Annotated in this window: 9 protein-coding genes and 1 rRNA gene; 1 reads left to right on the top strand and 9 read right to left on the bottom strand. The window is 59.9% G+C overall.

Translation table 11 applies throughout. The features are described 5' to 3' along the window. From GFC01_RS16370 to tyrS, 3 genes are all read right to left on the bottom strand, one after another. Positions 1-104, bottom strand: a 16S ribosomal RNA gene (locus GFC01_RS16370); the annotation flags it as partial. A gap of 416 nt (positions 105-520) precedes the next feature. Beyond that, positions 521-1,180: a sporulation protein YunB gene (yunB, locus tag GFC01_RS16365; RefSeq protein WP_341474056.1), complete on the bottom strand. Its 660-nt coding sequence runs from the start codon at positions 1,178-1,180 to the stop codon at positions 521-523. 150 nt (positions 1,181-1,330) lie between these two features. Beyond that, entirely contained in the window at positions 1,331-2,554 is a 1,224-nt protein-coding gene (gene tyrS / locus GFC01_RS16360) for a tyrosine--tRNA ligase (protein WP_152948230.1), read from the bottom strand. A 229-nt stretch (positions 2,555-2,783) separates the two neighbouring features. Here tyrS and GFC01_RS16355 point away from each other — a divergent pair, with 229 nt between their 5' ends. Further along, positions 2,784-5,099 (top strand): transglycosylase domain-containing protein, encoded by a 2,316-nt coding sequence (locus GFC01_RS16355; RefSeq protein WP_152948228.1) that lies wholly within the window; start codon positions 2,784-2,786, stop codon positions 5,097-5,099. A gap of 48 nt (positions 5,100-5,147) precedes the next feature. On the opposite strand, the gene GFC01_RS16350 is transcribed toward GFC01_RS16355, so the two are convergent. The 6 genes from GFC01_RS16350 to GFC01_RS16325 all read right to left on the bottom strand — a co-directional run bounded on the left by GFC01_RS16350 (position 5,148) and on the right by GFC01_RS16325 (position 14,266). Next, positions 5,148-7,505, bottom strand: coding sequence for an endonuclease MutS2 (locus tag GFC01_RS16350; protein WP_152948227.1), 2,358 nt, complete (start codon positions 7,503-7,505; stop codon positions 5,148-5,150). Positions 7,506-7,614: 109 nt separating this feature from the next. After that, positions 7,615-10,233, bottom strand: coding sequence for a U32 family peptidase (locus GFC01_RS16345; protein WP_152948226.1), 2,619 nt, complete (start codon positions 10,231-10,233; stop codon positions 7,615-7,617). A 116-nt stretch (positions 10,234-10,349) separates the two neighbouring features. Beyond that, complete coding sequence (locus tag GFC01_RS16340; RefSeq protein ID WP_152948225.1) at positions 10,350-11,306, bottom strand: Nif3-like dinuclear metal center hexameric protein; 957 nt, start codon at positions 11,304-11,306, stop codon at positions 10,350-10,352. 77 nt (positions 11,307-11,383) lie between these two features. Further along, positions 11,384-11,713 (bottom strand): hypothetical protein, encoded by a 330-nt coding sequence (locus GFC01_RS16335; RefSeq protein ID WP_152948224.1) that lies wholly within the window; start codon positions 11,711-11,713, stop codon positions 11,384-11,386. A 14-nt stretch (positions 11,714-11,727) separates the two neighbouring features. After that, positions 11,728-12,327: a DNA-3-methyladenine glycosylase gene (locus tag GFC01_RS16330; RefSeq protein WP_194175004.1), complete on the bottom strand. Its 600-nt coding sequence runs from the start codon at positions 12,325-12,327 to the stop codon at positions 11,728-11,730. Positions 12,328-12,403: 76 nt separating this feature from the next. Continuing rightward, a complete protein-coding gene (locus GFC01_RS16325) occupies positions 12,404-14,266 on the bottom strand; it encodes a PHP domain-containing protein (protein WP_152948223.1) in 1,863 nt (620 codons plus the stop codon). Positions 14,267-14,672: the final 406 nt, after the last annotated feature.

Here is a 14,672-nt window from a genome sequence, read left to right as displayed (position 1 = left end):
ATCTCACTTCTAACCTCTCACCTCTCACCTCTCAATCGCTCGACTTGCATGTGTTAGGCACGCCGCCAGCGTTCGTCCTGAGCCAGGATCAAACTCTCCATTAATACCTTGAAAAGCTTGCGCTGGCCCCCTGGAATTACTTCGCCTTCTAGCCTTCCTCAAGGCTTTCTGACGAGGTCTTTCCCATCTTTAACCCGCTGTTCAGTTTTCAAGGACCACAAAATTTGACACATTTCTTATTTTACTTGTTTGCCCGGTGACTGTCAAGAGGTATTTTTTTCTTCTTAACTGTCCCGGCAATAATAATCTTAACGCTCTTTTAATCTTTCGTCAAGAGTTTTTTGCATTTGCGACCGCCGCCCGAATAGCAGCGACTTTTTTATCATATCACGTCGGCAGGCCGCGGTCAACTGGTAATTCAAGGTTAAAATCCACTCGCCGTGTGACGTTAAACAATATAGCACAACAGGCCCTGTCATGTCAACACTCACTTATTTTTTCTTTTCGGAGGAATTTAATACTACCGCGCGCCACTTTCTCCTCCAAACAACCCTCCACTGATATTGACAAATGTACCGGGCACCTGACCGACAATAATGCTTTCCACCAGCGGCACTTCCGTGGCCACCAGGGTGGTGGCGCTTCCAGGCGGTATGACAATACGCACTTCGGTGCTGAAGTCAAGGTATATCCGGTGCCTGGTCTGGTTTATACCGGCCTGTTCAAATTGATCATTTACATCCACCCGGACACTACCAACTGGCACTATGGTCACAGGTATACGTGGACCATAGGAAGCCAGCAACTGGGTACCGGTCACCTGTCCCAGGGGAACGCCGAAACGCTGCCGGGAAAGCTCCTGCAGGGCGGCCTGTGCCGCCAGGGTGACGTCTGCGTTGAACTGGTTAATCTTTACGGTGTTAGCCTGCATTAATACTATATGCCCCTGGCTGTCCTTGTGTACCTGCACAAAGTCCTGATATTGTAAATTTCTATCCAGCACTTTTTGCAGTACGGCCCGGTTGATGGCTTCCGTAGCCATCTGAGTGGCCTGCACCTGGGCAATATTAAAAATGGTTGGCCGCAGGCTGCGGTCGACCAAAAGAAACAGGCCAAACAAAAGGAAAAAGATCATTGTCCAGACCATAAAGGCCCCGTAGGGCCGCCGCCTCCGGAACACGGTGGTTCACCCCTTTTCTCCCTCCGGCCCACGCCAGGGGAATACCGCTGCCCGGGTGTTCTGTGGTAATATCCACTAAGGATATTATATGAAGCAGGGCCTGGACAAATGGGCGCAAATAAAAAACCCGGTCTTACGCCGGGGTATCCTTTATCCACAGACCAAACGCACGAACTTTCTTTTGCCCACCCGGATAACCATGCCGTCCACCGGTACCAGCTGGTAGTTGGGATCCCCGACCTTTTCCCCGTCTACCTTTACCCCGCCCTGCTGGATCATCCGCCGGCCCTCGCTGGTACTGGAAACCAGCCCGGCCAGATGTAAAAGTCTGGGCAGCCAGATGGCTCCATCCTCTAAAATGCCGGGTTCCACCTGAAATGGGGCGATTTCATCGGGCAAATCGTGCTGCTGGAAGACCCTTTTGAACTCCTCTTCGGCCCTTGCGGCCGCCTCTTTCCCGTGATAAAAGGAGACTATCTCCCGGGCCAGGCGCATTTTGACATCCCGGGGGTGCAGAATGCCATCGGCCAGGCCGGCGGAAATATGGCGCAGCTCTTCCAGGGGCACCGGGGTGACCAGTTCAAAGTAACGCAGCATCAGCTTATCGGGCAGGGACATGGTTTTGCCGTACATTTCCCGGGGAGGTTCATCGATGCCGATGTAGTTACCCAGGCTTTTGCTCATCTTATGCACCCCGTCCAGGCCTTCCAGAATGGGCATCATCAAGGCCACCTGGGGTTCCTGCCCGTATTCCCTCTGCAAGGTCCTGCCCATTAGTAAATTAAACTTCTGGTCGGTACCCCCCAGCTCCACGTCTGCTTCCAGGGCCACGGAATCGTAGCCCTGCATAAGGGGGTAGAAAAACTCGTGGATGCTGATGGGCAGCCCCTCCCGGAAGCGGCGGGCAAAATCTTCCCGTTCCAGCATGCGGGCCACGGTATATTTGGCCGCCAGCTCAATTACCTGGGCAAAATTTAAAGGGGCCAGCCACTGGCTGTTAAAGACCAGCCTGGTCCTGGCGGGATCCAGGATTTTATAAATCTGCTTCTCGTAGGTGCGAGCGTTGGTTAAAACCTCTTCTTCGCTCAGCTGTTTGCGGGTTTCCGATTTTCCGGTGGGATCACCGATGCGGGCGGTATAGTCCCCCAATATAATTATCGTTTCATGGCCCAGTTCCTGAAACTGGCGCACCTTCTGCAAAACCACCGTATGGCCCAGATGAATGTCCGGAGCCGTGGGATCCAGCCCCAGCTTGATTTTTAAGGGGCGGCCTGTGGTTATGGAACGCTTTAACTTTTGCGCCAGTTCCTCTTCGGCAATAATTTCCGCCGCACCGCGCCGGATGATTTCCAGTTGCCTGTCCACGCCCAGCATCATAATTTCCCCTTTCAACCAGTGCCTCTTACAGGCGACCACCGGGTCAACCGGAACTTAAAACCCGGGCCGCTATTCATTCCCCTTCCGGGTCACTACACTATAATAACAGAATCCACTTCCGCCTGACAAGGCATTACATCATTCTCACCGCAGTCTCCAAAAAGGACCAAAATTTTGACGGGTTATGTTATAATGCTGGTATGAAAACACTGTAGGGGGATGAACATTGAACAGACGAAGAAAAAGAAAATTACATTTATTCCGCCTGCTGCTGTTTATGCTGTTATTGTTATTTGTTGTGGGGGGAAGCGCGGCCCTGGTATTGCTGGCTTTGAGCATAAAAGATCTACCCGCCTGGAATGAGGACAAACTGCTTTCCAGCGCTTCCACTTTGATTTACGACCAGAATGAAAAGCTTATAGCCCGGGTGGGTGAAGAAAACCGCGTTCCTGTTGAGTTGCGGAATATTCCGGAACAGGTGCAGGAGGCCTTTCTGGCGGTGGAAGACGTTCGCTTCTACCAGCATCACGGAGTGGACTTACGGGGCATTGCCAGGGCGGCCTGGACGGACATCACCGGCCGGGGCCTCCATGAAGGAGCCAGCACCATTACCCAGCAACTGGTCCGGCTGTCTTTTCTGGGACCGGAAAAAACATTCAAAAGAAAGATTCAAGAAGTTATCCTGGCCATCATGGTGGAAAGACGCTACACAAAACAGGAAATACTGCAAATGTACCTGAATAAGATTTATTTTGGCGCCGGCGCTTACGGAATCCAGTCGGCGGCTGAAACCTACTTCGATAAGCCGGCCAGCCAGTTGAACCTGACGGAAGGGGCTCTACTGGCAGGACTTTTGCAGGCTCCCAGCCTGTATGATCCCTTTCAAAATCCCGAGGGGGCCATCACCCGGCGTAACATGGTGCTGGATAACATGGCCCGCTACGGCTTTATTACCCCGGCCCAGGCCGCCCGGGCCAAAGACGTAAAACTGGAGGATATACTGAAAGAAGGGAAGAGACAGCAGTATCCCTATCCCTTCTTCGTTGACTACGTAACAGAAAAACTGGTGGATACATACGGTACGGAAAGGGTTTTTAAGGGCGGCTTGAAGGTTTATACCACTTTAGATCCCAGAATTCAGGAAGTAGCAGAAAAGGTCATGTCCAACCCCCGTAATTTCCCGGCCTCGGTGCGAGACAAAAAAGGAGTGTTACAACCCCAGGCCGCAGTAGTGGTTTTGGACCCCCATACGGGTTATATCAGGGCCATCGTAGGCGGGCGGGAACATACCCACCGGCTGCAATGGAACTGGGCCACCACTCCACCGGGCAGGCAGCCGGGTTCCACTTTCAAGCCCATTATTGCCTACGGCCCGGCCATTGATTATAAAGGGATGGCCCCGGCCTCGGTGATTGACGACATCCCGGTAAAGTACGGTTCCTATTCTCCAAGCAACTATGACGGCCGCTTCCACGGCCTGGTGACCATGCGTACGGCCATAGCCAGATCCATTAATATACCCGCCGTGAAAGTGCTTATGGATCAGGTGGGTATTGCCGACGCCATCAAATTTGCCCGGGGATTGGGCATAAACCTGGACCCAAACAACCACGGCCCCAGCATAGCCCTGGGGGGTCTAAATGAAGGGGTGACCCCTTTGCAAATGGCGGCCGCCTATGCCGCCTTCGACAATCAGGGTATATATTTGGAACCCACCGCCATCACCAGAGTGGAAGACCCCGACGGTACCGTTGTTTACCAGTACGAGCCCAAACCCTACCAGGCCATGAAACCAACCACCGCTTATCTGATCACGGATATGTTAAAAACAGTAATTACCAACGGCACGGGCACCCGGGCCAATATCGGCCGCCCGGCGGCAGGCAAAACAGGAACCACAGATGACATCAAGGACATCTGGTTCGCCGGGTATACCCCGGAACTGGTGGGAGTGGTCTGGATCGGTTATGCGCCGGCCAAACCCATGCCCCAGCAGTACGGCGGTCTCTACCCGGCCATTATCTGGAACCAGATTATGAGTGAGGCTCTTAAGGGCATGCCGGTACGGGATTTCCCGCGGCCGGCCGGCATTGTATCCGCCACGGTGGATAGTAAATCTGGTCTGCTGCCCGGGCCGAACACACCCCCTTCGGATATGGTCACCGACCTGTTCGCCCAGGGGACGGTACCCACCCGGACAGATAACACCCACGTACTGGTGGAGGTATGCGCCGCCACCGGGCAACTGCCCAACCAATACTGCCCGGAACGGGTAACCAGGGTGATGATCAAGCTGCCCTACTCCGTGCCCAGCTTTGTGGAAGACTACGGACAACGGGTACCTACCACGGTATGCACCCTGCATACGGCTGAAAATGCCGGTGGCCCGCCGGTAGCGGGCCACCCGGCGCAACCGGCCGCGCCCCCTGGACAACAACCTCCGGTGGTTCCCGGCCAGCCGGAAGCCCCCGGGCAACCGGGTCAACCGGGCAAAAAGCCGCCACCGACGAACCTCCCGGCAACCCGGCCGGATAATCCGTGAACCAGCGACCGGGTATAAAACGGCCTGCGCTGATCCGGGACAGGGGTTTCACCCCAGTTCCACCACCGTGACGCCCAGGCCCCCTTCCCCCTGTTCCCCCAGGCGGAAGGACTTCACCCGGGGGTCGCCTTTCAACTGCTGCTGCACCGCCGCCCGCAGGGCGCCGGTACCCTTGCCGTGCACCAGGTAGACCCGGGACAGCCCGGCCAGGGTGGCGTCGTCCAGGTATTTTTCCACCTCCGCCAGGGCCTCCTCGGCCCGCATGCCCCGCAGATCCAGCCGGGTGGAAACGGCCCGGGCCTTATCCTGTAAAAGGGAACCGGTGCGCACCTCCCCGGCGGCGGCTTTCTCCCCGGCCACCAGGCGCAGGTCTGTTAAGGGCACGTTGATCTTAATCATGCCCACCTGTACCTGCACTTCATCATCCTGGGACAGGGCCGTCACCACCCCCTGCTGGTTAAAGCGGGGCAGGAAAACAGTCTGTCCCACGGCCACCGCTTCCGGAACGGCACCGTCACCGGCCGGCCGGGTGGGAGGACCGGCCTGCAAGTGCTCCTGCATCCCGCCCAGTTTCCGGCGGGCTGCCCGGATGGCCTCCTCCCGCTCCCGGGCCGTCTCCGCGGACAACCGCTCCCGCAGTTCCCGGACGGCTTCTTCGGCCTCCCGCCTGGCCCCTCTTACCAGGGAACGGGCCTCTTCTTTGGCCCGGGAAAGGATGGCCTCCCGCCGGGCGGTCAACTCTTCCTGCAGCACCCGGTACCGCTCCTTAAAGCTCTCGGCCTCCCGGCGCATTTCCCGGGCCCGTTCCAGTTCCTGCTCCGCCTCCTGGCGGGTGCGCTCCAGCTGCTGCATCAGGTCGGCCACCTGGATCTGCTCGGTGGTCATGAAATTACGCGCCCTTTCCACCAGTTCCCCGTCCAGGCCCAGCCGGGCGGCTATTTCAAAGGCGTTACTGCGGCCGGGTTTGCCGATGAGCAGCCGGTAGGTGGGCCTCAAGGTGACGGCATCGAATTCCACGCTGGCATTCTCCACCCGCTCCCGGGCATAGGCAAAGTTTTTCAATTCGCTGTAATGGGTGGTGGCCACCGTTTTGGCCCCCATACCATGGAGCCTTTCCAGTATGGCCTGGGCCAGGGCGGCCCCTTCCGTGGGGTCGGTGCCCGCACCCAGTTCATCCAGCAGCACCAGGCTGTCCGGGCCGGCATGGCGCAGGATGTGCACGATGTTAGTTAAATGGGAAGAAAAGGTGCTCAAGGATTGCTCAATGCTTTGCTCGTCCCCGATGTCGGCAAAAACCTCCTGGAAGATGCCCATTTCGCTACCCTCAGCGGCGGGGATGTGCAGACCCGACTGGGCCATCAGGACCAGCAGCCCTACCGTTTTCAAGGTAACTGTCTTGCCGCCGGTGTTGGGGCCGGTAATCACCAGGGTGTCAAAATCCCGCCCCAGGTGTATGGACACGGGTACCACTGCACCGCTGAGCAGGGGGTGCCGGGCCTGGCGCAAATCCAGCATGGCCCCGGACAGGATACGGGGCGACCAGGCATCCAGGTCCTGGCTGTAACGGGCCCTGGCCATGATCAGGTCCAGCCGGCCCAGGGCCTCCAGGGAAAGGGAGATCTCCTCCGCGGCGGAAGCCACCCCGGCGGAAAGGTCCCCCAGTATCCTGGTGATCTCCTGCTTTTCCGCCACCTCCAGCCTCCGCACTTCATTGTTGCTTTCCAGCACCGCCATGGGTTCGATGAAGAGGGTGGCTCCACTGGAGGACTGATCGTGGATGATGCCCGGCACCTGGGCCCGGTGTTCCTGCTTCACCGGCACCACATAGCGCCCTTCCCGGATGGTGACGATGGGATCCTGCAAATACTTCTGGTAGGCCGGGGAGCGGATGATTCTCTCCAGCCTTTCCCTCACCTGCTGGCGGGCATGGGCCAGCCGGCGGCGGATGGCGGCCAGGTCGGGCGATGCCTGGTCGGCCACCTCGCCGCCGGGCAGGATGGCGGCGGTGATCCTTTTCTCCAGGGTGGCAAAGTGACCTATTTCCGCGGCAATCTCTTCCAGAAGGGGATACCGGTGGGGTCGTTCCGCAAAGAAGTGCTTGATTCGCCGGCAGGCGGCCAGGGTCTGCCCCACGGCAAACAGGTCCTCCGGCTCCAGCACCACCCCCCGGGCGGCGCCGGCCACGGCCCTGCGGATGTCATACCAGCCCCCCAGATCCGCATGGGGGTCCAGGCGCAGCAGTTCCCGGCCCTGGGTGGTCTGGGCCTGCCAGGTGAGGATGACCTGACGGTCGGTGACGGGCCTTAAAGCCAGCGCCCGCTCCCGTCCCAGGGGGGAAAGGGCATAACCGGCCAGCCGTTCCAGTATTTTGTCGTATTCCAGTCTTTTGAGGGTACGTTCATCCATCAGGCAGCATTTCTCCCGGTCGCATGTTCACTACCTGCTACCTTAATTATCATAGCATTTTCAACGGCGGAATGCACCCGCTAAATTGAATGGGTCATTATCCTCCCGCTCACTCCACTCCCCGGTAAAAGTGGCCCTTGGTCAGGCCGGCGGGGCTGAAGCGGAGCAGCTTTTCCTTTAAAGAGGCCAGCTCCACGGCGTCCCCGGCCCGGCCGGGGTTGAGGGACAGCGCCCGCCGGTAGGCTTTTACGGCCGCGCCGATGTAATGCTCATCCCTCCCCCGGGCATCGATGCGCAGAACGGCCACCCCCATTTCCCTGAACCGGGGCACGTCATCCACCAGGCAGAGGTCCCGGGAGTTGAAAATATGCATGCGGCAGAACTGGTCTACCTCTACCGGGAAGACGGCACCCAGGCGGTCCTTCAGGGCACAGCGCCGCCCGGCGCACGGCCCGGCGCAGCCTTTGCCCGGAGCCAGGCCGCCCAGCAGGCTCCCCGGGGCGCAGTACCGGGAAACCATCAGTTCCACCGCCCCCTGGACCAGCACCTCGGCGGCCAACCGGCCCCCGTCAACCAGGCGGGCCACCTGCTCCATGGTCAGCTCGGGGGAAAGGGCCAGCTGCACCGCCCCCTGGTGCATTAGGTAGACGGCTGTATACCGGTTGAAAATATTAAAGGCCAGGTCGGCATAAAGGGCCAGGCCCCTGCGGGCCAGCCGTTCCACCAGGCCCAGGTTGCCAGCCAGCACCCCGTCCACGGCCAAGCCGGCGGCCAGATCCAAAAGCCTTTCCACCACGGGCATTTCGGGATCATGGATGATGCGTGGGGTGGAAAGGACAAAGGCCGCTCCCCGTTCCCGGCAGACTTCCACCGCCCGGCGGATGTCCTCTTCTTTGACCGCCGGCCCGGAACGGAAGCTCTCCCCGCCAAAATAGATCAGGTCCGCCCCGGCCTCCACGGCGGCCCGCACCCCGGCCGGGTGGGTGACGGCAACGGAGAGGAGGGGCGCCCTTTCTCCCACCCTCCACCGGGCTACCCCGGCCGCCGCCCCGCGGATGGGCCCCGATGCCCGGGCACCCCTGCACGCCCGGGCCGGGTTCGGGCAAACCGCCCCGGCCAGCCTGGACTCAAAGACATCCTCCGCCACCGGCGGCGCCGGGCGGGCCGCCGCCAGCCGGGCCGCCGCCAGTTGTGCCAGTGCCCGGCGCCGGGCCCCGTTGATTTCCCCCACGGGCACAATGACATCCCCGTCCAGGACACAATGCAGGTCCGCCAGGGCAAAGGGGGTGTTCCCCAGCCGGTCCAGCTGGCGGCGCAGGAACTCCGGCGTCAGGGGCTGTCTCACCGCCCTGGCCGCCGGGGTGGCGCCCCTGCCTTCCCCCCTGTTTCCTTCCGGATCCTCCACCACGACCACCAGGGGCTCGCCCATATGCACCCGGACGGAAAAACGCACTGGAATCTTGCGCACTTCTTTTGGAGAGGTAAAAGTGGCCCGGGCCTGCTCCATCAGAGCCGCATCATGGGTTTTAAAAACGCGGTCACCCGGGTGCACCCGCTCCGGCACTGGGATTTCCACCACCGCCCCGGCCGGCGCTCCATCCACCCGGCGGCCCTTTTCCCACAGTTCGTGCACCTCCAGCCCCAGGCGGCCGCCCCGGCTGACCCATACCTCCAGGCCGTCGCCCGTGCGCAGGGGCAGTTCCAGGGCCACCGCCGCCCGGCGGGAGGCGGGATGATAGCGCACCACCCGGCCCAGGAAAAGCCCCCGGTTGTTGGGCCGCTTATAGCTCATGAGCGCAAATCCCGGGCGGCCGTAAAAATAGCCGGTGGTGAAGTCCCGGTTGAAAATCTGGGCCAGGTCCCGGGCCTCCCGGGGGGTGAGGTAATAATTGTCCTCCTGTACGGCCCGGTCAATCAGCTCCCGGTAAATGCGCACCACCGTGGCCACATATTCCGGCCTTTTCATCCGCCCTTCGATTTTAAAAGAGTCTATGCCGGCCCGGATTAAATCGGGCAGGTGCTCACTGGTATTCAGATCCCGGGGACTTAAAAGATACTCCCCCACTTCCCGCGGGTTAACCAGGGGTCTTTCCCTTTCGTCCACCAGGGTATAGGTCAGGCGGCAGGGCTGGGCACAGCGCCCCCGGTTGCCGCTGCGGCCGCCGATCATGCTGGAGAGCAGGCACTGGCCGGAATAACAGACGCACAGGGCGCCGTGGATGAAGACCTCCAGCTCCGCCCCGGTGGCCCTTTTAATGGCGGCAATCTCCTCCAGGCCCATTTCCCGGGCCAGCACCACCCGCGCAAAACCCATCTCCAAAAGCTTTTCCACCGCCGCCCGGTTATGGACGGTCATCTGGGTGCTGGCGTGTAAAGCCAGCTCCGGAATAACCCGCCGGGCCAGGGCCGCCAGCCCCAGGTCCTGGGTGATGGCCGCGTCGGCCCCGATCCGCTGCAGGAAATGCAGGAAACGGGCTGCCCCGGCCAGTTCTTCGTCGCGCAAAAGAATGTTTACAGTGACATAAACCCGCACGCCCCGGATATGGGCGTACTCAACGGCCCGCTGCAGCTGGCGGTCGTCGAAGTTGGCCGCCCCGTGGCGGGCGTTGAAAAGCCGGCCGCCCAGGTAGACGGCATCGGCGCCATTCTGCACCGCCGCCACCAGGGATTCCCAGTCCCCGGCGGGGGCCAGAAGCTCGGGCTTGCTGGACCGGATCAAGAGGTGCATCCCTCCAAAAGTAACTGTCCGGTGAAACTGCTACCACCGGCCGGGTGCCGCGTTGCCCCGGCAGGAATCACTAAAAATGACCGGCACCTGTTCTCCCGCCGCCCCTTCAATCGCGCTTATGCCTTCCGGTTGAACCGTAACAATCCGGCGCAGGGGATTATCTCCACACCCCTGGACTCCAGTTCGTCCAGGAAGAGGTTCATGCCCAGGGAGTCACTGGCCATGTGGCCGGCAATGATCACGTTGATGTGGTTTTTCTCCGCCTCCTTGCGGTGCTTTTCCCCCATATGCATCACCAGCAGGGTGCCCACACCGGCCTGGGACAGTTTGGCATAGGCATCCTCCGAGCCGCTGGTGCCGCCGGTCATATCCACCATTATCCGGCCCGCCCGGCGTTCCTTGCTGCCCACCACAATGGTGGGCCCGGCGTTGTATTTGACCGCCTCCTTGTACTCCGGCTGCTCCTTGAGCAGCTTTAACACATCCCCCAGGGTTTCCGGCTTCTTTTCATCCATTATTTTCTGCAAAAAGGTGGCCACCAGGTTGTCGGCGGCGGTATGCACGCTCATCAGGGCCAGCCCCAGGATGCGGGCGGCATCCACCGCCCGGTTGTGGTTCAGGGGCAAAAGGCCCCGCTTTACCTCGCCAATGCGGGAGGCCATAATTCCCTCGGCCACGTTGATGGGCACCCCGAAACGGGCCAGCACGTCCTCCTGCAGGTGCATCACCTGGTACAGGGCAGCCATGGCCTTGCCCTCCGGGTGGTGGGAAATGATTAAATCCACCGGCCGGCCCTTTTCTCCCAGCCGGTCGGCCAGCAAAACTTCCCCCACTTCCATGTCAATGCCCACCAGCGCCCGGCGCACTTCCCTTTCCGGGTCACCCACCAGCACCCGGGTATCGTCATAAGGGTTGACCAGGCGGTCGGTATCGTACTCCTGCTTTTCTTCTTCCTTCAGCTCCTCATACTTCTTCTTTTTTGCGGACAGGTACTTCTGCACCGCCTCCAGACCCCGGGGGTCGTTTTCCATCCCTCTGGCGATGGCCAGCTCGTAGATTTCCCGGATCTTCAATTTTGCTCCTCCCATCTTTATATTGTAAATAACGGTTTTACTGAAGCATTAATTTCTCCCAATAGCTACCGCTGTTTTTATTCAGTAATGCCTTCCAAAAACCGCACTAGAGCATTGCCCCTATCGCCCAGCAGGCCGTCCAGCTGGGAGGGGGACAGGCTTCTGGTTATCTCCGGATTGTTTTCGTCAGCGGCGTTGAACATAATCCTTTGAATCTTCCCCTGCTCCACGGCCACGGTGATGACGATCTCCCGCCCGGCAAAACCGGTGCGGAATTCAAATTCATCGAACTCATCCGGCGGGTCGGGCAGGTAGGTACAGGTGATGCCGCAGGACTGCAGGTGATCATTATTTTTTACATTTTCCAGTTTAATTTCCCGTCCCATAAACTTCCGGAAACGTTCCATAAAATCCCCCCTGATCACCTTTTAGATACGTATTTGCTTCCCTGCAGGTAAAACCGCAGGGGCAGTTCCGCTCCTTCCCTAATGCCGATGCGGGTGGTGGTAACCACCGGCTGGGGCCGCCCCGCCCCCCGGCAGATAAAAAGGGGACCCCTGGTCAAATCACAACCGTTGTGCTCCCGGGTAATGCCCATGGCCAGCACCAGGCGGGCCGGACCGCTGCACAGCTCGGTCAGCTTTTCCCGCCCCCGCCGGGCCTGCATCAGTGGAATGCCGGCCACCGGCTCCAGCGCCCGGATGAGCACCGCCTCCCCCACCCCTGCGGCGGCGGTAACCACATTAAAACAATAATACATACCGTAAATGAAATAGACATAGGCATAACCCGGGGGGCCGAACATCACCCGGTTGCGGTTTGTCATGCCCCGGCTGGCATGGCAGGCCGGGTCCCCCTGCAGGTAGGCCTCCGTTTCCACAATCCGGCCGGCCGTCAGGCCCTCCGGGCTGTCGTGGACCAGATGATGGCCGATTAATTCCCTGGCCACCAGCACCGTATCCCGCCCGTAAAAGGAGCGGGGCAGAATGTCCGAAAAATTGATTTCCTTCTCCATCAACATAATGAATAAGTCAACGAACCGGGTACGCCAAATTATTTACCGCAGCCGGAACATTAACTTATCAGGACCGGTTCCCTCACTTCCTGCCCAATAATTTTAAAAGATCCGGCAGATCCATTGTATTCAACACATCTTCCGGACCCAGCCAGGCCCGGCGGGCCACGGCCACGCCGTAGATCATTTCGTCCAACCGCCTTAAATCGTGGGCATCGGTGTTGATGGCCAATTTTACGCCATGGTCCCGGGCCAGGCGGGCATAATGGGCGTTTAAATCCAGGCGGTCGGGGGAAGAGTTTATTTCCAGGATCTTGTTATGTTTGGCCGCTGCTTCTATAACCCTTTCCACATCCAGGTCGTAGGCTTCCCTCTCCCCCAGCAGGCGTCCCGTGGGATGGGCGATAATATCCACATGCTCGTTTTCCACCGCCTCCAGCACCCGCCGGGTCAGGGTGTCCCGGTCCTGGCGGAAGCCGCTGTGCACCGAAGCCACCACCACGTCCGTTTCCGCCAGCACCTCGTCGGGGAAATCCAGCCCGCCTCTGGCCAGGATATCCACCTCCGTCCCTGTCAGTATGCGGAAATCCTCTTCCGATTCATTTAGCTCCCGGATCAACCGGTGCTGCTCCTGCAGGCGTTCCAGGGACAGTCCCCGGGCCACCCCCAGGGAGCGGGAGTGGTCGGTGATGGCCAGGTAACGGTACCCCTTTTCCCTGGCCCGTTTCACCATCTGCAAAATGGAATTGGCCCCGTCGCTCCAGTCGCTGTGAACGTGCAGGTCCCCCTTTATGTCACCCACTTCCAGGAGGCGGGGAGGCTCCCCCCGAGCGGCCGCTTCCAGCTCCTCCCGGTCTTCCCGCAGTTCCGGCGGCACGGGCCACAGGCCCAGCCGGCGGTAGATCTCCTCCTCCTCCGGCGGCAGGGGCGCACCGGGAACCGGCGCCAGTGGATCCGTATTTTGCACCGGATGCCTGTCCGGTGAAATGGCAGCTTTCCAGTAAGCGTTTTTTCCGGTTGACGCTCCTGCCGGCTGCAGGGTGATATTTCCTGCCCACGCTGCGAACATCCCTGCCCGTTCCTCCTGTGCCGGCCCTGCTGCCGCCCGGTCCTCGGCAAGCCCCCTTTCCCGAGCGTATTCCATAAGCCGGCGAATGTGCTCCCGGCTGCCGGTGGCCAGCAGCAGGGCCGCACCGTATCCACCGGGAGCAGCCACCCGCAATTCCACCGGCACCCCCCACCAGGTATGCACCCGGATGCGGTCCCGCTCCCGCACCAGCACCTCCCGTACCCGGCGGTGGGCGGCCAGCACATTGAGCACGGGCTCCGGTTCCTCCGCAGCAGCCACCAGCAGGATTTCTTCCACTATTTCTTCCCAGCGCCGGATTTCCCCGGCCACATGCACCTGGAAAACTCCGGGTGCTTCCCGCACACAATCAGCCATCTCCCGGGCCAGTTCCCTGGCCAGGGGCAAAAGGATCCTTCCCGCCCGGCTGCGCACCAGCTCAATGCTCCGGAGGATCTCCTGCTCCGTTTTCACACCCATGCCCTTTAATGCCCTTATTTTTTTCTCCCGGGCTGCTTCCTCCAGGCCATCCAGGGACGCCACCCCCAGCTGCTCATACAGAAAACGGGCGCGTTTCGGACCGATGCCCGGCAGTGCCATAACCTCCGGTATGGTGGGCGGCCATTTCCGCCGCAGCTCCTGTAATTTAGCCATCTCGCCCTTTTCAATTAATTCTCCGGTTTTGGCCAGGATGTTCTTGCCGATTCCCGGCACCTTGCCCAGCCGGCCCTGCCGGTACAGTTTCTCCACCGGCTCATCCAGACCGGCGATCACCTTTGCCGCCCGCCGGTAGGCCCGGATCTTGAAAAAATCCTCGCCCTCAAATTCCAGAAGGTCCGCCAGTTCCCGGAAGGCCCAGGAAATTTCCATGTTATGCATAACCCGTACTCCTTACGCATGTGGTAACCGGTTGTAGACTTCCCGCTCCCGCATATCAGCCATACCAGAAACTCTTTCTTGTACTTTAAAAACCTTCTGCAAAGGCAGCCAATTCCCTCCCGCAGACGGCCAGTAAATGTTCAGTGACCCCGCTATGGTGCCGCTGGTGGCGGTTTTACTGAACAATTACAACGGCCATAAATGGCCGGACCGGCCAGAAAGTTACCCTGAAAAATTTGAAACCCTGCGGAATATTCTTGTATACGGGCGCTGTTATAACTGCCCCTGCGTTCCGGCCTATGGGGCATATTTACAGATCCCCTCTCAGGGGACCACCGCCAGCACCCTTTGCTGCTCCTCCCACAGGCGGCGGTAAAGCCCCCCCTGCCGCAGCAGTTCCCCGTGC

This window comes from Desulfofundulus thermobenzoicus (assembly GCF_009428905.1).
GTDB lineage: Bacteria > Bacillota > Desulfotomaculia > Desulfotomaculales > Desulfovirgulaceae > Desulfofundulus_A > Desulfofundulus_A thermobenzoicus.
The sequence above is the reverse complement of the archived record's forward strand: the minus strand, read 5'-3'. Positions and strand labels throughout refer to the sequence as shown.